Annotated in this window: 19 protein-coding genes; 11 read left to right on the plus strand and 8 right to left on the minus strand. The window is 64.4% G+C overall.

What is annotated here, in order from left to right:
* The first annotated feature begins 12 nt into the window (after positions 1-12).
* From upp to BLR24_RS26140, 7 genes are all read left to right on the plus strand, one after another.
* Positions 13-642 carry a uracil phosphoribosyltransferase gene (gene upp, locus BLR24_RS26110; protein WP_055796873.1) on the plus strand — a complete coding sequence of 210 codons (630 nt, stop codon included), beginning with the start codon at positions 13-15 and terminating at the stop codon, positions 640-642.
* Positions 643-718: 76 nt separating this feature from the next.
* Positions 719-1,723 (plus strand): BMP family protein, encoded by a 1,005-nt coding sequence (locus BLR24_RS26115; protein ID WP_093022853.1) that lies wholly within the window; start codon positions 719-721, stop codon positions 1,721-1,723.
* 14 nt (positions 1,724-1,737) lie between these two features.
* The gene (locus tag BLR24_RS26120) at positions 1,738-2,676 is read left to right on the plus strand and encodes a 5'-methylthioadenosine/S-adenosylhomocysteine nucleosidase (protein ID WP_093022900.1); all 939 of its coding nucleotides are present in this window, start codon (positions 1,738-1,740) and stop codon (positions 2,674-2,676) included.
* Between the two features lie 136 nt (positions 2,677-2,812).
* Complete coding sequence (locus BLR24_RS26125) at positions 2,813-4,420, plus strand: ABC transporter ATP-binding protein (protein ID WP_093022855.1); 1,608 nt, start codon at positions 2,813-2,815, stop codon at positions 4,418-4,420.
* Positions 4,420-5,481 carry an ABC transporter permease gene (locus BLR24_RS26130; protein WP_175543351.1) on the plus strand — a complete coding sequence of 354 codons (1,062 nt, stop codon included), beginning with the start codon at positions 4,420-4,422 and terminating at the stop codon, positions 5,479-5,481. Before BLR24_RS26125 ends, BLR24_RS26130 begins: the two co-directional genes overlap by 1 nt.
* Positions 5,482-5,611: 130 nt before the next feature.
* A complete protein-coding gene (locus BLR24_RS26135; RefSeq protein ID WP_093022859.1) occupies positions 5,612-6,535 on the plus strand; it encodes an ABC transporter permease in 924 nt (307 codons plus the stop codon).
* Positions 6,535-6,984, plus strand: coding sequence for a hypothetical protein (locus BLR24_RS26140; RefSeq protein ID WP_093022861.1), 450 nt, complete (start codon positions 6,535-6,537; stop codon positions 6,982-6,984). The genes BLR24_RS26135 and BLR24_RS26140 overlap by 1 nt, the downstream gene beginning before the upstream one ends.
* Before the next feature lie 72 nt (positions 6,985-7,056).
* Here BLR24_RS26140 and BLR24_RS26145 read toward each other — a convergent pair whose 3' ends face one another.
* Together BLR24_RS26145 and cysC are read right to left on the minus strand one after the other, a co-directional pair.
* Complete coding sequence (locus BLR24_RS26145; protein WP_093022863.1) at positions 7,057-8,133, minus strand: hypothetical protein; 1,077 nt, start codon at positions 8,131-8,133, stop codon at positions 7,057-7,059.
* Positions 8,130-8,711: an adenylyl-sulfate kinase gene (cysC, locus tag BLR24_RS26150; protein ID WP_093022902.1), complete on the minus strand. Its 582-nt coding sequence runs from the start codon at positions 8,709-8,711 to the stop codon at positions 8,130-8,132. Before cysC ends, BLR24_RS26145 begins: the two co-directional genes overlap by 4 nt.
* Before the next feature lie 151 nt (positions 8,712-8,862).
* Here cysC and BLR24_RS26155 point away from each other — a divergent pair, with 151 nt between their 5' ends.
* Positions 8,863-10,143: an amidohydrolase family protein gene (locus BLR24_RS26155; RefSeq protein WP_093022865.1), complete on the plus strand. Its 1,281-nt coding sequence runs from the start codon at positions 8,863-8,865 to the stop codon at positions 10,141-10,143.
* Between the two features lie 27 nt (positions 10,144-10,170).
* Here BLR24_RS26155 and sbcB read toward each other — a convergent pair whose 3' ends face one another.
* From sbcB to icd, 5 genes are all read right to left on the minus strand, one after another.
* Positions 10,171-11,610, minus strand: coding sequence for an exodeoxyribonuclease I (sbcB, locus tag BLR24_RS26160; protein WP_093022867.1), 1,440 nt, complete (start codon positions 11,608-11,610; stop codon positions 10,171-10,173).
* Positions 11,611-13,056, minus strand: coding sequence for a cardiolipin synthase (cls, locus tag BLR24_RS26165; RefSeq protein WP_093022869.1), 1,446 nt, complete (start codon positions 13,054-13,056; stop codon positions 11,611-11,613).
* A gap of 106 nt (positions 13,057-13,162) precedes the next feature.
* Positions 13,163-15,484, minus strand: coding sequence for an ATP-dependent Clp protease ATP-binding subunit ClpA (clpA, locus tag BLR24_RS26170; RefSeq protein WP_055796837.1), 2,322 nt, complete (start codon positions 15,482-15,484; stop codon positions 13,163-13,165).
* Between the two features lie 67 nt (positions 15,485-15,551).
* The gene (gene clpS, locus BLR24_RS26175) at positions 15,552-15,911 is read right to left on the minus strand and encodes an ATP-dependent Clp protease adapter ClpS (protein WP_021007487.1); all 360 of its coding nucleotides are present in this window, start codon (positions 15,909-15,911) and stop codon (positions 15,552-15,554) included.
* A 351-nt stretch (positions 15,912-16,262) separates the two neighbouring features.
* Positions 16,263-17,522, minus strand: coding sequence for an NADP-dependent isocitrate dehydrogenase (icd, locus tag BLR24_RS26180; RefSeq protein WP_093022871.1), 1,260 nt, complete (start codon positions 17,520-17,522; stop codon positions 16,263-16,265).
* Between the two features lie 220 nt (positions 17,523-17,742).
* Between icd and BLR24_RS26185 the strand changes: the two genes are divergently transcribed.
* From BLR24_RS26185 to BLR24_RS26195, 3 genes are all read left to right on the plus strand, one after another.
* Positions 17,743-18,066 (plus strand): cell envelope biogenesis protein TolA, encoded by a 324-nt coding sequence (locus BLR24_RS26185; protein ID WP_093022873.1) that lies wholly within the window; start codon positions 17,743-17,745, stop codon positions 18,064-18,066.
* A 155-nt stretch (positions 18,067-18,221) separates the two neighbouring features.
* The gene (locus tag BLR24_RS26190) at positions 18,222-18,410 is read left to right on the plus strand and encodes a hypothetical protein (RefSeq protein WP_093022875.1); all 189 of its coding nucleotides are present in this window, start codon (positions 18,222-18,224) and stop codon (positions 18,408-18,410) included.
* 86 nt (positions 18,411-18,496) lie between these two features.
* Positions 18,497-18,955 (plus strand): DUF192 domain-containing protein, encoded by a 459-nt coding sequence (locus tag BLR24_RS26195; RefSeq protein WP_093022877.1) that lies wholly within the window; start codon positions 18,497-18,499, stop codon positions 18,953-18,955.
* A 68-nt stretch (positions 18,956-19,023) separates the two neighbouring features.
* On the opposite strand, the gene BLR24_RS26200 is transcribed toward BLR24_RS26195, so the two are convergent.
* Positions 19,024-19,157, minus strand: a 134-nt coding sequence (locus tag BLR24_RS26200) for a Fe-Mn family superoxide dismutase (RefSeq protein ID WP_217636342.1), incomplete at its 5' end; no start/stop codon positions are given.

Below are 19,157 nucleotides of genomic sequence, written 5' to 3' on the forward strand. Positions count from 1 at the left end.
AATAAAAATCCAATGAGCAACGTCCATCTCCTCGACCATCCCCTCGTCCAGCACAAGCTCACGCTGATGCGCCGCAAGGATGCCTCCACCAACAGCTTTCGCCGGCTCCTGAACGAAATCAGCATGCTCATGGCCTACGAGGTCACGCGCGACATGCCGATGCAGGACATCGAAGTCGAGACCCCGCTCGAAACCATGCAGGCCAAGGTCATCGACGGCAAGAAGCTGGTGCTGGTGTCCATCCTGCGCGCGGGCACCGGCATCCTCGACGGCATGCTGACCGTGGTGCCGGGCGCGCGCGTCGGCCACATCGGCCTGTACCGCGACCCCAAGACGCTCACGGCCGTCGAGTACTACTTCAAGATGCCGGGCGAAATGGAGAACCGCGACGTGATCGTGGTCGACCCGATGCTGGCCACCGGCAACTCGGCCGTGGCCGCGGTCGAGCGCCTGAAGGAGCTCAACCCCAAGTCGATCAAGTTCGTCTGCCTGCTCACCTGCCCCGAAGGCATCGCGACCATGCAGAAGGCCCACCCCGACGTGCCGATCTACACCGCCGCGATCGACCGAGAGCTCAACAGCCACGGATACATCCTTCCCGGATTGGGCGACGCCGGCGACCGCATCTTCGGCACAAAGTAAAGCCGACGCCCCCTGGTGGCGGCCGCTGTCGATCTGGCAGCAACAAGAAGATTTCCATACCTCGAGGAGAAGCACCGTGACAGCACGCCGTCAGTTGATCATTCGTTCGGTCGCCATCGCAGCGGCAGCGCTTGCGGCGGGCGCGCCCGGCCTTGCGCTCGCACAGGCCAAGCTCAAGGTGGCGGCGGTGTACACCGTGCCCTTCGAACAGCAATGGGTGGGCCGCATCCACAAGGCGCTCAAGGCGGCCGAGGCGCGCGGCGAGATCGAATACAAGGCCACCGAGAACGTCAGCAATGCCGACTACGAGCGCGTGATGCGCGAATACGCCACCGGCGGCAACCAGCTGATCCTCGGCGAAGTGTTCGGCGTGGAAGCGGCGGCGCGCAAGGTCGCGAAAGACTTTCCGAAGGTCGCCTTCCTGATGGGCTCGTCGCTCAAGCCGCAGGCGCCCAACTTCAGCGTGTTCGACAACTACATCCAGGAGCCGGCGTATCTCTCCGGGATGGTGGCCGGCGGCATGACCAAGACCAATCGCATCGGCATGGTCGGCGGCTTCCCGATTCCCGAGGTGAACCGGCTCATGAACGCCTTCATGGCGGGCGCGAAGGAAACCAACCCCAAGGTCGAGTTCAGCGTGAGCTTCATCAACAGCTGGTTCGACCCGCCCAAGGCCAAGGAAGCGGCTTTCGCGATGATCGACAAGGGCGCCGACGTGATGTATGCCGAACGCTTCGGTGTCTCGGACGCGGCCAAGGAAAAAGGCAAGCTTGCGATCGGCAACGTGATCGACACGCAAGCCCAGTACCCCGACACGGTGGTGGCCTCGGCCCTGTGGAACTTCGAGCCCTCGGCCGACCGCGCGATCAAGCTCGTGAAGGAAGGCAAGTTCACGGCCGAGGACTACGGCGTCTACTCGACCATGAAGCACAAGGGCTCGGAACTCGCACCGCTCGGCACTTTCGAGAAGAAGGTTCCCGCCGACATCGTCGCCAAGGTGAAGGCCAGGCAGGCCGACATTTTGGCCGGCAAGTTCACGGTGAAGGTCGACGACGCCCAACCCAAGTCCACGGCAAAGTGAGGAAGCCGACGATGATGCGCTGGCGCTCTTTTCTGTCGGCCGGCGTGCTGGCCCTCGGCCTTTCGGGTTGCGCTGGCGTCTACAAGACCGGTAGCGATGGCAGCCTCAGCGCCCGGCTGGACGACACGCCACGCATCGCCGTGATCTCCGCTTTTCAGCCCGAACTCACGCTGCTGGTGAACCGCATTCAGGCACCGGCGAAGCACAGCATCAACGGCGTCGAGTTCACCACCGGCACGCTCGAGGGCAAGCCGGTCGTGCTGTTCCTCTCGGGCATCAGCATGACCAATGCGACGATGAACACGCAGGTGGTGCTCGACCGTTTTCGCATCACCAATATCGTCTTCAGCGGCATCGCGGGCGGCGTGAATCCGCAGCTGCACGTGGGCGATGTCACGGTGCCGGCGCAATGGGGCCAGTACCTCGAAGTGCTGATGGCGCGCGAGACTGCGCCGGGCAAGTACACAGCACCGCCCTTCATCAAGGATGCCACGCTGCCCAATTTCGGCATGATGCATCCGCGCTCGGTCGAGGTGCGCTCGGCGGCGCATCCGCAGATCGTGCGCAAGTTCTGGTTCGAGGCCGACCCGAAGATGCTCGACGTGGCGCGCAGCATCCGTAACGTCGACCTGGCGAATTGCAGCGCCGGCAAGTGCCTTGCGCGCAAGCCCCAGCTGGTGGTGGGCGGCAATGGCGTCTCGGGCCAGGCCTTCATGGACAACAAGGCGTATCGCGAATACACCTTCAAGGCCTTCCAGGCCAATGTGCTCGACATGGAGACCGCGGCCGTGGGCATGGTGGCCTATAGCAACGACGTGCCCTACATCGCTTTTCGTTCCCTCAGCGACCTTGCGGGCGGTGGAGACGGCGAGAACGAGATGGGCACCTTCATGGGCATTGCGGCGGACAATTCGGCCAAGGTCATGCTGGCGTTCCTGGCTGCATGGAAGTGACGGTGGCTTCACTCCCTCCCCTTTCGGGGGAGGGCTGGGGTGGGGGCACGCGGCGCTCGATCGATCGCGGTGGTATGGCAGGCGCCGCTTGCCCCCATCCCAGCCTTCCCCCAAAGGGGGAAGGAGCAAGACCTTCATGACCAGTACGACCGTTCTCCGCCTCCAGGGCATCACCAAACGCTTCGGCGGCCTCGTCGCCAACGACGCCATCTCCCTCGACCTGCAGGCCGGCGAAGTGCTCGCGCTGCTCGGAGAAAACGGCGCCGGCAAGTCGACCCTGATGTCGATCCTGTTCGGCCACTACGTCGCCGACGAGGGCAGCATCGAGGTGTTCGGCGCCCCGCTGCCGCCGGGCAACCCCAAGGCGGCGCTGGCCGCGGGCGTCGGCATGGTGCACCAGCATTTCACGCTGGCCGACAACCTCAGCGTGCTCGACAACGTGATGATGGGCACCGAGCCGCTGTGGCGGGTGTTCTCGCACCGTGCGGCCGCGCGTGCCCGGTTGGTCGAAGTGGCGCAGCGCTTCGGCCTGCCGGTGCAGCCCGACGCGATCATCGGCAACCTCTCGGTCGGCGAGCGGCAGCGCGTGGAGATCATCAAGGCGTTGTACCGCGGCGCGCGCATCCTGATCCTCGACGAGCCGACCGCCGTGCTGACGCCGCAGGAGAGCGAAGCATTGTTTGCCACGCTCGCGCAGATGGTGACGCAGGGCCTCTCGGTGATCTTCATCAGCCACAAGCTCGGCGAGGTGCTGCGTGTGTCGCAGCGCATTGCCGTGCTGCGCGGCGGCAAGCTCGTGGCCGAGGCGCGCACGGCCGAGACCACGCAGGCGCAGCTGGCGCTCTGGATGGTCGGGCATGCGGTCGACGCCCCGCAGCGCCGGCCGGCCAAGACGGTGGGCGATGCGGTCTGCGTGCTCGACCACGTGAGCACCGCATCGGCCAAGGACGACGGGCAGGACCATTCGAGCGCCCTTCGCGAGGTGTCGCTGACGCTGCGCGCTGGAGAAATCACCGCCATCGCAGGCGTTTCAGGCAACGGCCAGGTGGCGTTGGCCGAGCTGCTGTGCGGCACGCGCCGCGCCACTTCGGGCACGGCCCAGCTGATGGGCCGCGCGCTACCGCCCTCGCCTGCCCGGCTGGTGCAGCGCGGCGTGGCGCGCATTCCCGAAGACCGGCATGCGGTGGGCGTGATCGGCGACCTGCCGGTGTGGGAAAACGCGGTGTCGGAACGGTTGCGCAGCCCGGTGTTCTCGCGATGGTCGTGGTTCGTGCGGCGCGCGGCCGCGCGGCTTCATGCCCGGCGCATTGAAAAAGCATTCGACGTGCGCGGCGCCGGCCTGATGGCGCCGGCCCGCTCGCTCTCCGGCGGGAACATGCAGAAGTTGATTCTGGGGCGGGCGCTGCTCGCGCCCGAGCAGGCCGAAGACGCCGACAACAAGAAATACCCGACACGCGCGCCGCGCCTGATCGTCGCGCACCAGCCGACCTGGGGCCTCGACATTGGCGCCGTGGCCTATGTGCAGCAGCAGCTCATCGCCGCGCGCGATGCGGGCGCGGCGGTGCTGGTGATTTCCGACGACCTCGACGAAGTGCTCGCGCTGGGTGACCGCGTGGCCGTGATGCATGGCGGCCAATTGGGCGAAGCGCGTCCGGCCGCCGCCTGGACGCGCGAAGCCATCGGGCTGGCGATGGCCGGTGCGACGGCGCCGCAGCAACAGCCACGCGCGGGAACCTCGCCATGATGCGGCTTGAACGGCGCCACGAAACCTCGCGCGCCGCGCTGATGCTGGCGCCCATCGGCGCGGTCGCGTTCACCATGCTGGTGAGCGCGCTGCTCGTGCTCTGGGCCGGCGCACCGGTCGGCCGCACCTACGCGCTGCTGTTGCACGGCGGCTTCGGCTCGGTGTTCGCATGGAGCGAGACGCTGACGCGCGCGGTGCCGCTGATTCTCACCGGGCTGGCCGCGACGGTCGCCTTCAAGGCGCGGCTTTTCAACATCGGCGCCGAGGGGCAGTTGTTCGCCGGCGCCCTTGCCGCCGTGGCCGTGGGCGGCATGCACGGCGGCACCGGCTTCGAGCTCGCGCCCTGGCTGCTGTTCCCACTGATGATGCTGGCTGCGGCCGTGGCGGGTGCCCTGCTGCTGCTGGGTCCGGCACTCATGAAGAACAAACTCGGCGTCGACGAGGTGGTGACCACGCTGTTGGTCAACTTCATCGTGCTGCTGGGTGTCTCGGCCCTGCTCGACGGACCGATGAAAGACCCTGCCGCCATGGGCTGGCCGCAAAGCGTGTCACTGCAACCCGACCTCGAACTCGGCAAGCTCATCGCCCAGACGCGCGTACACACCGGGCTCATCTGGGCTGTGTCGCTGGCGGTGATGATGTGGGCGATCTTCAAGTACACGGTGCTGGGTTTTGACATTCGCGCCATGGGCGCCAATGCGCGCGCCGCGGCCTTTGCGGGCGTGCCGGTCACGCGCACGGTGGTGCTGGTAGCGTTGCTCTCGGGCGCGCTGGCCGGGCTCGCGGGTGCCATCGAAGTGGCAGGCCGCACCAGCTACGTCACGCTCGACATGTCGCCGGGCTACGGCTACACCGGCATCGTGATCGCGATGCTCGCGGGCCTGCACCCGCTGGGCGTGATCGCCGCGGCCGTGTTCGTGGCGGGCGTGCTGGTCGGCGCCGACACCATGAGCCGCGCCGTGGGCGTGCCGACCTACATCGCCGACGTGATCGTGGCGGCCTCGCTGATCGCGGTGCTGGTGGCAACCTTGCTGACGCAATACCGGGTGCGGATGAAATGACAGCGCCGTCCTCCTCGGTCTTGCTCCTTCCCCTCCCGGGGGAAGGCTGGGATGGGGGCATCAGCGTCCATATCGAGCGCCGCCTGCCCCCACCCCGGCCCTCCCCCGGGAGGGGAGGGAGAAATACGCGATGACCGATCTGCTCGACATCCTCGCCAACTCGGCCTTCTGGGTCGCCGTGCTGCGCATCGCCACGCCGCTCATCCTCGGCACGCTCGGCGTGCTGCTGTGCGAGCGCGCGGGCGTGCTCAACCTGGGCATCGAGGGGATCATGGTCGCAGGCGCCTTCACCGGATGGCTCGCGGTCTATGCCGGTGCGCCCCTGTGGGCCGGGGTCGGCGTGGCCGCGCTCACAGGCATGGTGTTCGGCCTGCTGCATGCCTTTCTCACGGTGGGCCTTGCGCTGTCGCAGCATGTGTCGGGGCTGGGCATCACGCTCTTGGCCACCGCGCTCAGCTACTTCGGCTACCGCCTGAGCTTTCCGAAGGTGAACACGCCGCCGACCATCGCACCCTTCGCGCCGATGGAATGGCTGCCGGTGCCGATATTGAATGCACAGACATCGCTCACCCTGTTCGCGCTGCTGCTGGTGCCGGCCATCGCCTGGGTGCTGTACCGCACGCCGCTCGGGCTCGCGTTGCACATGGTGGGCGAGAACCCGCAGGCGGCCGAGAGCCAGGGCGTATCGGTCGCGGCCACGCGCACCGGCGCCATCGTGGCGGGCTCGGCGTTGATGGGCGTGGCGGGCTCGTTCCTCACGCTTTCCGCCTTCAATGCCTTCTTCTTCAACATGGTGAACGGCCGGGGCTGGATCTGCGTGGCGCTGGTGGTGTTCGCTTCATGGCGGCCGGGCAAGGCCCTGCTGGGCGCGCTGCTGTTCGCGTTTTTCGACGCACTGCAGCTGCGGCTGCAACAATCGGGCGATGCGGTGCTCCCCTACCAGATCTACCTGATGCTGCCCTACCTGTTGTCGATCCTCGCGCTGGTGCTGGTGGCGCGAAAGGCCAGCTATCCGCAGGCGCTGATGAAGCCTTATCGCAAGGGGGAACGCTGATGCGCAAGCCGGCCACGATCTGCGCGGGGCTGCTCATGGCATTGTGTTGCGCGGCCGTGCACGCGCTGGGCATCGATCAGCCCTACGAGCGCTTCAAGACGCCTGACGCGGTCGATTGGGTGCAGCTGTGCGGCACTTGGGGCAAGGACCACAAGGGCACCTACCGCGTGATCCATGCCGACCAGGACGCGCAGTCTTTTCTCTATGTGCAATGGATGGGCCGCGACGCCGCTGGCAACCTGCATGCCGAGCACACGGTGGCGATTGCCGAGCTCGACAACGACCACGCTGAAATTGCGCTCAGCGACCTGACCTGCCGCGCCACGCCGCGGGGCATCGTGGTTTCGGCCAAGGCCGATTCGAGCCACGACGACAAGCTGCGCCGCGTGATGATCGAGGTCGGACCTGCGCCGGGGCAGTACCGGTACCGGCCGCAACGCACGCGCTAAGCCAAATCTCGGTCGGCGCCCAAGCGGCACTCACCCTAGGCGTTCGGCCCGCCGATGCTGCGCCGGTGCTTTTCATGGACGAGAAGAAAACGCCACTCGCCAGAAATTCTTCATCACCCCAGATACCGCGCGCATCGGCGCGGTCACACGCCACGAGTGCGACGCCTGCAATGAGACAACGCGACGCTCCATTTGCGCAATGCAGATTGCGGACTCCTTCAGCCTCTGATTCAGTTCGGTTTTTTCCAGCGTCAGTTGCGCAGTACGGGTCGTTGCTTCATCCCGCTTCCGTTCCAGTGCGGTTTTGCCCGACGTCAATTGCTCGGCATGAATCCGAGCCTTTTCCAGTTCCCGTTCCAACGCCGCTTTTTCCAAGGTCAGTTGCTCGGCATGAATCATCGTCTTCTCCAACTGGCGCTTCAATGCGGTTCTGTCGAGCACCGCATGGCTGGGGAATGCAATGCCCGGCGGCTTTGCGCCGGATTCCGGCAGGCATTTCACAGCGTCATCAGAAGTCAGTTCCTTGCCAATGCGAACTTTCGAAGGCACCGCAATGCGCTCATGCGCACGCAGGGCCGATGCGCGCTCGACCTTGCTCCCAAGGACTGAATGCAACGACTCATAGAGATAGTTTGGATCGTCGACGAAACGCGGAAAATCAAGCAGAACGACCGGAATACTTCGCTTCACGAGCGCGTGCAGAAGTTCATGAAAGCCAAGCGCAAGAAGACGCGCCTGATCGATGGGGTTGAGTGAATAGACGATTCCGCCCGCCGTCGTTCCCCAGGACTCCCATTGCTTGCAATCGTCGGGCATCGTCGGGTTGCCGTAACGTGCGCGCAACTCGTTGATGGAACGACTGGTAGCCGCTTCGACGATGCTTCGCATTGGAACAATGACCGCATCCACCACGATCTCCCGATCGGCCAGCAGGCGCTCCACGTACTCGTACAACCAGGGTGACTTGACGACGTAGGGCGCATCGGCATTGCCTAGAAGCAAATCTTCCAGCCCCGCATTCGCATCCTCGTCGTAGCCAGGATGCTGATTGCGTGCAAGATGAGTGTCCAGACCGCATTCGGCAAGGTATTGCACCAGGAATGTCGTGCCGGCACGACCCGTCCCCGCGATGAGCAGATGATTTTTCATTTCCTTCTGTCCCTCATGCGCCACGCGCGGAAAGCCAACATCAGAGCGCTCGTAGCCTGAGCGACTTCACAGTCCGAGGTATCGATGACCAAGTCGGGCTGAAGGGGCGACTCGTAGGCATCTGAAATACCCGTGAATTTGGTCACCTCGCCTCGGCGCGCACGCGCGTACAGACCTTTGACATCACGCCGTTCGCAAGTCGCGAGAGGGGCACTTACATAGACCTCACGGAAAGCCGCGCCGATGATGTTCCGCGCCAAGGCGCGGAGTTCACGCATCGGAGATACGGCGGCCACGATGACCACGAGCCCCTGCTCACTCAGCAAGCGGGCGACTTCGGCAATTCTTCTGATGTTCTCGCGGCGATCTGCCTGGCCAAACCCCAACCCTTGGCTCAGGCCGCGACGAACGTCGTCCCCGTCAAGGATGGCGACCGGAACACCGTCAGCCATTGCACGCAGGCGCAGACTTTTGGCGATCGTGGATTTGCCGGCGCCTGAAAGTCCTGTCAGCCAAATAACGCACGGTCCGCCGCTGAGCTGCCCTTGCGGTGATATCGGATCACGATCAATCCTCATGACTTTCGGCCTTTGGACAAGCTTGGTATATCGGAGCATGAGAGGATAGGCAGCACCTTCTTGCGCTTTGTCTCCGCAGCGCAAAGTTTTCTGACATGAAAATTAGGCTCCATCTCGGGCCCACTGGAAACACCGCCACGCAGGTCATCCAATGCTGAACCTTCTCGTCACCAACGCCACCCTCCCCGACGGCCGCACCGGCATGTCGATTGCCGTCGAGGAAGGCCGCATCGCCGAAGTCACCAAAGGCCTCGTCGCCCCTGCCCACGAAACGCTCGACGCGCAAGGCCTGCTCGTCGCGCCCCACTTCGTCGACCCGCACTTCCACATGGACGCCACGCTGAGCTACGGCCTGCCGCGCGTCAACCAGAGCGGCACGCTGCTCGAAGGCATCGCGCTGTGGGGCGAACTAAAGCCGCTGCTCACGGCAGATGCGCTGATCGAGCGTGCGCTGGCGTACTGCGACTGGGCCGTGGCCAAGGGGCTGTTGGCCGTTCGCTCTCACGTGGACACCAGCGACCCGAGCTTGCTCGCGGTCGATGCGCTGCTCGAAGTCAAGCGGCAGGTAGCGCCCTATCTCGACCTGCAGCTGGTCGCCTTTCCGCAGGACGGCGTGCTGCGCTCCCCCGGCGGCGTCGACAACCTGAAACGCGCGCTCGACAAGGGCGTGGACGTAGTCGGCGGCATTCCGCATTTCGAGCGCACCATGGCCGACGGCGCGGCCAGCGTGAAGCTGCTGATGGACCTTGCAGCCGCGCGCGGCAAGCTGGTCGACATGCACTGCGACGAGTCGGACGATCCACTCTCACGCCATATCGAAACGCTGGCCTTCGAGGCTCAGCGCTTGGGCATGCAGGGCCGCGTGACGGGCTCGCACTGCACGTCGATGCATTCGATGGACAACTACTACGTGAGCAAGCTGCTGCCCCTGATTGCCGAGAGCGGCGTCGGCGTGGTGTCGAACCCGCTCATCAACATCACGCTGCAGGGCCGCCACGACACCTACCCCAAGCGCCGCGGCATGACGCGCGTGCCCGAGCTGATGGCCGCCGGCGTGAACGTCGCCTTCGGCCACGATTGCGTGATGGACCCCTGGTACGGCATGGGCTCGGGCGACATGCTCGAAGTGGCGCACATGGGCCTGCACGTGGCGCAGATGACGAGCCAAGCCGGCATTCGCCAATGCTTCGAGGCCGTGACCACGAATGCCGCGCGCGTGATGCATCTGGAGGGCTACGGGCTCGAGGCGGGCTGCGACGCGAGCTTCGTGCTGCTGCAGGCGCGCGATGCGGTGGAAGCGATCCGCCTGCGCGCCACGCGGCTCAAGGTGTTCCGCAAGGGCCGCCTGCTGGCGGAAACGCCGGCTGCCACGGCCGCGCTGCATCTGCCGGGCCGTGCGCAGGCCACGAGCTGGATGATCCAAAAGCCCTAGGTGGACGTGGCGTTCGCCACAAAAAATTCAGGCCTCGGGCGCGATGGCCTCGGCGTACTCGTAGAGCGCACCCAGGATTTCCTCGCCACGCTCGTCGGCGGTTTCGGACAGCGCATCGACCTCGCTGAACAGCATTTCAATGGTGCGAACCCCGCCCTCGCCCTTGAAAAGCCGCGCGACGCGCAGCGCCTCCCAGCGTTCGGCTTCTTCCGGGCTGAGCAACTCGGGCCAATTGCGCGCACGGTAGCGAAAGAGCAGTTCCTCGAGCCGACCGTCGTCGAAGCCGGTGCGATCCTTTGCGAGTTCTTCGGGCGACAGCGCGCGCAGCTGGTTCAGCCGCCGCCGGTCGCCGTTGCCGACGAAGCCGCCGTAGAGGTCTTCATCGACGTCGGGCGTGGCCTCCTTGGGTCGCGCATATACCTGCGACCAGATGGCGCTCATGTCGGGCAGGTCGCGGGCGATGGCCGCATGGCGCATGGCCGCATCGAGATCGACGTTCCAGCGCTCGGCCATGGCCGGCGCGAGCGTGCGCAGGTTGCCGACCACCATCGGCGACTTGTTCAGGTGAATGCCCTTCATCGGCAGGCGGACCACGCCCTCGGGCAGGTCGGCGGTGCGCGTGAAGAGGCGCAGGCGCAAGGTCTCTACATCGATGTCGCCCAACTCGCTCGGGTCGTGGGCCAGATCCCAGGCGAGCAGCTCGTTCTTGTTGGTGGGGTGGCTCGCGAGCGGCCACATCACGCTCAAGCAGCCGCGCTCGACCGGGAACATGCCCGATACGTGCAGGAAGGGCTTGGCTGTTTCACGCATGGCCGGCAGGCCCAGCTCACTGGCGACGCGGTCCTTCTTGTGAAGGCCGAAGGCGAACTCGAACAGCTTGGGCTGTCGATCGCGAATCAGCCGGGCCAGCGCAATGGTGGCGCGCACGTCGGAGAGCGCATCGTGCGCGGACTCATGCAGCAGGCCGTTGGCGCGCGCCAGGTCTTCGAGCTTGAAGCTGGGCTTGCCGTCCTCCTTCTTTGGCCACTCGATGCCGTCGGGGCGCAGCGCATAGGTGAGGCGCACCACGTCGAGCAGGTCCCAGCGGCCGCAGTCGTTCTGCCATTCGCGCGCGTACGGATCGATGAGATTGCGCCAGAACAGGAAGCGCGTCACCTCGTCGTCGAAGCGAATGGTGTTGTAGCCCACGCCGATGGTGCCAGGCTGCGAGAAAGCCTTCTCGATTTGCGCGGCGAAGGCGTGCTCGGGGATGCCGCGCTCGAGGCACAGCTGCGGCGTGATGCCGGTGATCAGGCAGGCCTCCGGGCTCGGCAGGTAGTCGGGCGCCGGCTTGCAATAGATCATCAGCGGCTCGCCGATTTCGTTCAGCTCGGCGTCGGTGCGGATGGAAGCGAACTGCGACGGCCGGTCGCGGCGCGGCACGGCGCCGAAGGTTTCGTAGTCGTGCCAGAGAAAGGTGTGGTTCATTCAGAGCAAGGGGGAAAACAATCGTGCAATCGCGTCGCCGAGGCGGCGCCAGAAACTCTGCGGCCGGTGGGCGCGCACCGCGCCGGAGCTGTGGAGATCGGTTTCGAACTGCGCGGCCAGCGGACGGGCCAGTTCGGGGCCGTAGACCACCGCGCTCACCTCGAAATTGAGCCGGAAGCTGCGGTTGTCGAAATTCGCGGTACCGATCATCGCGCAATGGTCGTCGACCACCAAGGTCTTGGAGTGCAGCATGCGGGCCTTGTACTCCCACACCTTCACGCCGGCCGCGATCAGCTCGTCGAAATAGGAGCGCGCGGCCGCGCTCACAATGGCCGAATCGCTGCGGCGTGGGACCAGGAGGCGCACGTCCACGCCGCGCAGCGCCGCGCTGGTGAGCGCCATCAGGGCGGGCTCGCCGGGCACGAAATACGGCGTCGTGAGCCAGGCGCGTTCGCTCGCCGAATGGATGGCCTCCACGTGCATGCGATGGATGGGCTCCAGCATGTTGTCGGGGCCGCTGGTCACGATCTGCACCGGAATGTTGCCGGCTTCGACCTGCGGCAGCATGGCGTCCATCAGGGGGTCCATGTTGCGCAGGTCTTCCCCGGTGGCGTAGGCCCAGTCTTCGAGAAAGGTGGTCTGCAGCCAGCGCACCGCGCTGCCTTCGATGCGCAGGTGCACGTCGTGGTACGCGTCAGGACGGGTGCGTTTGTCTTCCTCGTCGGTGATGTTGACGCCGCCGGTGAAGCCGACGCGGCCGTCGCACACCACGATCTTGCGGTGAGTGCGGTAGTTGGTCACCGGCCGCAGGCGCCTGCCGATGCGCGTGTCGTGGAAAAGCGCAATCTGCACGCCCGCAGCTAAAAGGGGCGCCATGAACTTGCGGCCAATGCGCTTGGAACCCAGCGCATCTAGCAAGAGGCGCACGGCCACGCCCTGCCCCGCACGCTCCACCAGCAGGTCGCGCAGCGCGGTGCCGATCTTGTCGGGCTCGAAGATGTAGTACTCAAGGTGGATGTGGTCGCGCGCCCCGCGCACCGCATCGAAGATGGCGTCGAAGGTGCGCGCGCCGCCCGAAAGCAGTTCCACGCCCGTCGCGCTGGAAACCGGCAGCCCGCAAGCGGCGGTGCCGAGACGCGCCATCTGCTGCAGCGCCGGCGGCGCGTTCTGCGCCGCGTCCCGCAGGCGCGCCAGTTCCGCCTGCGTGTGGGCTTTGGCGCGGCTGCGCAGGCGCTTGACCCGCTGCTTGCGCAAGCGCTGCGGCCCCAGGAAGTAATAGACGACGAAGCCCGCAAACGGCAGCAGCGCCAGCGACAGGATCCAGCTCATGGTGGACACCGGCGCGCGCTTCTGCATCACGATCCAGACCGACAGCACGGCGATATAGCCGCTCCAGGCCAAAGAGAGGCCGGTTTTCCATTCCTGGCTGAGCTCGGGAAGAATCAAGGTGTGCGGTACAGGTAGCTTCCGGCAAAAAAAAGCCGGCAGCGAATGCTACCGGCCTTTTTGGTACTGCCAGAAATACCGCGGAACCGGCTCGGCCGGCCCCGCTTTATCCTGCAGCAGCCTCTTCGGCTTCGGGCTTGGACTTGCCTTCCTTCTTCGGCAGCGGCTGGATGTCCAGCAGCACTTCGCCCTTGTCGTCGATGTCGACCGACAGGCGGCCGCCATCGATCAGGCGTCCGAACAGCAGCTCGTCGGCCAACGCACGACGGATCGTGTCCTGGATCAGACGCTGCATCGGGCGGGCGCCCATGAGCGGGTCGAAGCCCTTCTTGGCCAAGTGCTTGCGCAAGCCGTCGCTGAACGTGACGTCGACCTTCTTCTCGGCCAGCTGCGTTTCGAGCTGGAGCAGGAACTTGTCGACCACGCGCAGGATGATCTGCTCGTCCAGCGCCTTGAAGCTCACGGTCGCGTCCAGGCGGTTGCGGAACTCCGGCGTGAACAGGCGCTTGATATCGGCCATCTCGTCACCTGCCTGGCGCGGGTTGGTGAAGCCGATGGTCGCCTTGTTCATGGTCTCGGCACCCGCATTGGTGGTCATCACGATGATCACGTTGCGGAAGTCGGCCTTGCGTCCGTTGTTGTCCGTCAGGGTGCCGTGGTCCATGACCTGCAGCAGCACGTTGAAGATGTCCGGGTGCGCCTTCTCGATTTCGTCGAGCAGCAGCACCGCGTGCGGCTTCTTCGTGATGGCTTCGGTCAGGAGGCCGCCCTGGTCGAACCCGACGTAGCCCGGAGGCGCGCCGATCAACCGGCTCACCGCGTGGCGTTCCATGTACTCCGACATGTCGAAGCGGATCAGCTCGATGCCCATGATGTAGGCGAGCTGCTTGGCCGCTTCGGTCTTGCCGACGCCGGTGGGGCCGCTGAAAAGGAACGAGCCGATCGGCTTGTCTTCGCGGCCGAGGCCCGAACGCGCCATCTTGACCGCGGACGCCAGCACCTCGAGTGCCTTGTCCTGGCCGAACACCACGCTCTTCAGGTCGCGTTCGATGGTCTGCAGCTTGCCGCGGTCGTCGTTGCTGACGTTGGCCGGGGGAATGCGCGCGATCTTCGCGACGATGTCCTCGACCTCGGTCTTGCTGATGGTCTTCTTGCGCTTGTTCGCGGGCAGGATGCGTTGGGCGGCACCGGCCTCGTCGATCACGTCGATGGCCTTGTCGGGCAGATGGCGGTCGTTGATGTACTTGGCGCTCAGCTCGGCCGCGGCCTGCAGGGCCGCCACTGCGTACTTGACGCCATGGTGCTCTTCGAAGCGCGACTTCAGGCCCTTCAGGATGTCGACGGTTTCCTGCACCGTCGGCTCGACCACGTCGACCTTCTGGAAGCGACGCGACAGGGCCGCATCTTTTTCGAAGATGCCGCGGTACTCGGTGAAGGTGGTGGCACCGATGCACTTGAGCTGGCCGCTCGAGAGCGCCGGCTTGAGCAGGTTCGACGCGTCGAGCGTGCCGCCAGACGCCGCGCCCGCACCGATGAGGGTGTGGATTTCGTCGATGAACAGGATGGCGTTCGGCTTGTCCTTGAGCGACTTGAGCACGCCCTTCAAGCGCTGCTCGAAATCGCCGCGGTACTTGGTGCCGGCCAGGAGCGCGCCCATGTCCAGCGAGTAGACCTGCGCCTCGGCCAGGATTTCCGGCACGTCGGACTGCGTGATGCGCCATGCCAGGCCTTCGGCGATGGCGGTCTTGCCCACGCCAGCCTCACCCACCAGCAGCGGGTTGTTCTTGCGCCGGCGGCACAGGATCTGGATGACGCGCTCGACCTCGTATTCGCGGCCGATCAGCGGATCGATCTTGCCGTCCTTGGCGAGCTGGTTGAGGTTTTGCGTGAACTGCTCGAGAGGCGAAGCCTTCTCGTTCTTTTCGCCGCCGCCCTCTTCGCCCTCGCCCGAAGACGATTCGCTGCTGCCCTTGACGGCTTCAGGCGGATCGCTCTTCTTGATGCCGTGGGCAATGAAGTTCACCACGTCGAGGCGGGTCACGCCTTGCTGGTGGAGGTAGTACACCGCGTGCGAGTCCTTCTCGCCGAAGATCGCGACCAGCACGTTGGCGCCGGTGACTTCCTTCTTGCCGTTGCCGGTGGACTGCACATGCATGATGGCGCGCTGGATCACGCGCTGGAAACCCAGCGTCGGCTGGGTGTCTACATCGTCGGTACCCGCCACCTGGGGCGTGTTGTCCTTGATGAAGTTGGTGAGCGACGCCCGCAGGTCGTCGACGTTGGCCGAGCAGGCACGCAGAACTTCCGCGGCGCTCGGGTTGTCCAGCAAAGCGAGCAACAGATGCTCCACGGTGATGAACTCGTGGCGCTGCTGCCTGGCCTCGACGAAGGCCATGTGCAAGCTGACTTCCAGTTCCTGGGCAATCATGTGATTTCCTTTTGCCTTGCTGTAAATAACTTTTCAGATGGGTTGGAGCTTGCGCAATTCAACTGGTTCACGCAACAGGCTCGCTCACGCACTGCAACGGATGCCCGGCCTGGTGTGCCGCCTCCATCACCTGATTGACTTTGGTGGCCGCCAGGTCGCGGGAATAAACTCCGCAAACACCGCGCCCGTCGAGATGAATCTTTAACATGATTTGGGTCGCGGTTTCGCGATCCTTGTTGAAATATTCTTGCAGCACGACGATCACGAACTCCATGGGCGTGTAGTCGTCGTTCAGCATGACCACCTGGTACATCTGGGGAGGCGCGGTTTTTTGCGGCCGCCGCTCCAGAACGACCGAATCTCCGTCATCCCCGGCCGGTTTCTGGGCCGGCGGAGTGCTGGGAGTCTTTGGAATTCTCGTTGCCATAAAAAAGATTCTATAGAGCGTGCAAGCAACGTGCCGGCGTAAGAAGACTTGGTGGCGCGTATTCGACAAATCAAGGGCCTTGCGCCGTGTGCGACAGCACGGATGGCTAAAAAAATTCAGGCGACCGCGAGATGCCTCAGGAATATTGCACGGCAGCGGCTCGGGAGATCCGCCCGCCCGGATCCGGGGAATCGGCTTCCTCGTCGATCGAGAGGTTTCGGGTTCCGCGACAAGCCACCTCCGGAGCAAGGTGTACCAGCCTGTCCCAAGAAAAAACCCCCGAGACCGGAACGATCTCGGGGGCCGCGGCTCCTCGGCGCCTAAGGCGCCAAGACGCTATTGCTCGCGCAATTACATGTGGTCGATCATGACCTGGCCGAAGCCCGAGCAGCTCACTTGCGTGGCGCCGTCCATCAGGCGGGCGAAGTCATAAGTGACCTTCTTGCTGGCAATCGACTTTTTCATCGAGCTGATGATCAGGTCGGCGGCTTCGGTCCAACCCATGTGGCGGAGCATCATTTCGGCCGAGAGGATTTCGGAACCGGGGTTGACGTAGTCCTTGCCGGCATACTTGGGAGCCGTGCCGTGAGTGGCTTCGAACATGGCGACGGTGTCGCTCAGATTCGCACCCGGGGCAATGCCGATGCCGCCGACCTGGGCCGCCAGCGCGTCGGACACGTAGTCGCCGTTGAGGTTGAGCGTGGCAATGACGCTGTATTCGGCGGGACGCAGAAGAATCTGTTGCAGGAACGCGTCGGCGATGCTGTCCTTGACGGTGATTTCCTTGCCCGTCTTGGGGTTCTTGAACTTCATCCAGGGGCCGCCGTCGATCAGCTCGGCGCCAAACTCCTTGGCTGCCAGGGCGTAGGCCCAGTCGCGGAAGCCACCTTCGGTGAACTTCATGATGTTGCCCTTGTGCACGATGGTGACGCTGGGCTTGTCGTTGTCCACGGCGTATTGCAGCGCCTTGCGAACGAGGCGCTCGGTGCCTTCCTTCGAGACGGGCTTGACGCCGATGCCGGAGGTGTTGGGGAAGCGGATCTTCTTGACGCCCAGTTCATCTTGCAGGAACTTGATGAGCTTCTTGGCCTTGTCGCTTTCGGCTTCGAATTCGATGCCGGCGTAGATGTCTTCCGAATTCTCACGGAAGATGACCATGTTGGTCTTGTGCGGCTCGCGCACCGGGCTGGGCACGCCTTCGAAATACTGGATGGGGCGCAGGCAGACGTACAGGTCGAGTTCCTGGCGCAGCGCGACGTTCAGCGAACGGATGCCGCCGCCCACGGGCGTGGTCAGCGGGCCCTTGATGGAAACCACGTAGTCGCGCACGGCGTGCAGCGTTTCTTCGGGCAGCCAGACATCGGGGCCGTAGACCTTGGTCGACTTTTCGCCCGCATACACTTCCATCCAGTGGATCTTCTTCTTGCCACCGTAAGCCTTGGCCACCGCTGCGTCCACCACCTTGAGCATCACCGGGGTTATGTCCAGACCCGTACCGTCGCCTTCGATGAAGGGAATGATCGGCTGATCAGGCACATTGAGCGAGTTGTCGGCGTTGACAGTGATCTTCTGGCCTTCGGCCGGGACTTTGATGTGCTGGTAGCTGGACATGGGGTGGAGCGACTCCGGGAGTGACGTAATTCGGACGACTGTCTGCGAATTCAGACAACGATGGGAATCGCTGTACAGCCCGCGAACAAATCGCTGTACATTTTAGACGCAACCCATCAGCTGGCGTTTGTCAACCCGCGAGGCAACGTCCTCGTTAGTGGCTGACCTTCTGCTCGCCGGGAGGCGTTTCCAACCAATTCTCGATAGAGGAATCAATCCAATGAGCAAAATTCTCGCAGTCATGATCGCTGGCCTGTTCGCCGCTGGCGCCTACGCCCAGAACCCCACCGGCACCACGCCTGAGCAAGGGAACGCCACCAACAGCAAGCCCCAAGCACGCGCTGAAGCCAAGAAGGAAGCCAAGCCCGCTGGTAAGGTGGCTGCTCCTGCTGGCGACATCGCCAAGACCCCCGAAGGCGGTGCAATCGGCACCGACAAGGCTGCAGCATCTGGCGAAAAGCGCGCCGAAACGCGCGACCAGCGTCGTCGCAACAAGGACGGCAGCGTCAAGCGCAAGTCGACCCAAGGCGGCACGCCCCAGTAAGTCGGCCTCGGCCGTACAAGAAAGCGCTCTCCGGAGCGCTTTTTTTTCGCCTGCCATGGCACAACTGCTGTCAACCGCCCCGCGCAGTAGACGCGTTGAATGTGGACCTTCCACAGGGAGGTGGTCCATATCAACAATCTCAAAGGATGTCTCTCATGAACAAGCTGCTCGCAGCCCTCGTCGCCGGTCTTTTCGCAGCCGGTGCATTTGCGCAAACCCCGCCCGCTCCGGCTCCGGCCGCACCTGCCGTGGTCCACAAGGCTGCCCACCCGGTGAAGCACACCGTCAAGAAGCACAAGGTTCGCCACCACGTGGCCAAGGCGCACGTCGCCAAGAAGGTGTAAGCTGCCACGCTCACCGGCAATGCCCGCATCAGCGGGCATTTTTATTGGCCCTGCGCCCTTGAACCCGCCCTGAAAGAAGCCTCCCGATGTTTCAGCGATTTGCCGCCCTGCTCCTGCTTGCCGCCTCCCTGATGGGCGCCGCACAGGCCCAGCAGCAACCCCAGTCCGACCTGCAACGCACCAAGCTGTCCGTTGGCTTGTACAAGATCGATGCGCAGGTCGCCCAGACCCCCCAGCAACGGGAAATCGGTCTCATGTTCCGCAAGGATATGCCGCAGGCCGAGGGCATGATCTTCGTCTTCGATCAGCCGGCTACCCAGTGCTTCTGGATGCGCAACACGCTGCTGCCGCTGACGGCCGCCTTCGTGGCGGACGACGGCCGCATCGTCAACCTGGCCGACATGCAGCCGATGACCGAGAACTCGCACTGCTCCGAAGAACCGGTTCGCTTCGTGCTCGAAATGAACCAGGGCTGGTTTGCCAAGAAGAACATCAAGAAGGGCGCCAAGCTGGGCGGCGAGCTGTTCGCTGCTTCCAGGCGCTGAGCTCCGCCCTCCCTTCAGCCCACGAAAAAGCCGACCCGCAGGTCGGCTTTTTCAATGGGAAATCCGGTTCAACCGAAGTTCTTTGCCGCGAAGTCCCAGTTGGCCAACTTGGCCAGGAAGGTCTCCACGAACTTGGGGCGCAGGTTGCGGTAGTCGATGTAGTAGGCGTGCTCCCAGACGTCCACCGTCAGCACCGGGGTGT

The organism is Variovorax sp. OV700 (assembly GCF_900099805.1).
GTDB lineage: Bacteria > Pseudomonadota > Gammaproteobacteria > Burkholderiales > Burkholderiaceae_C > Variovorax.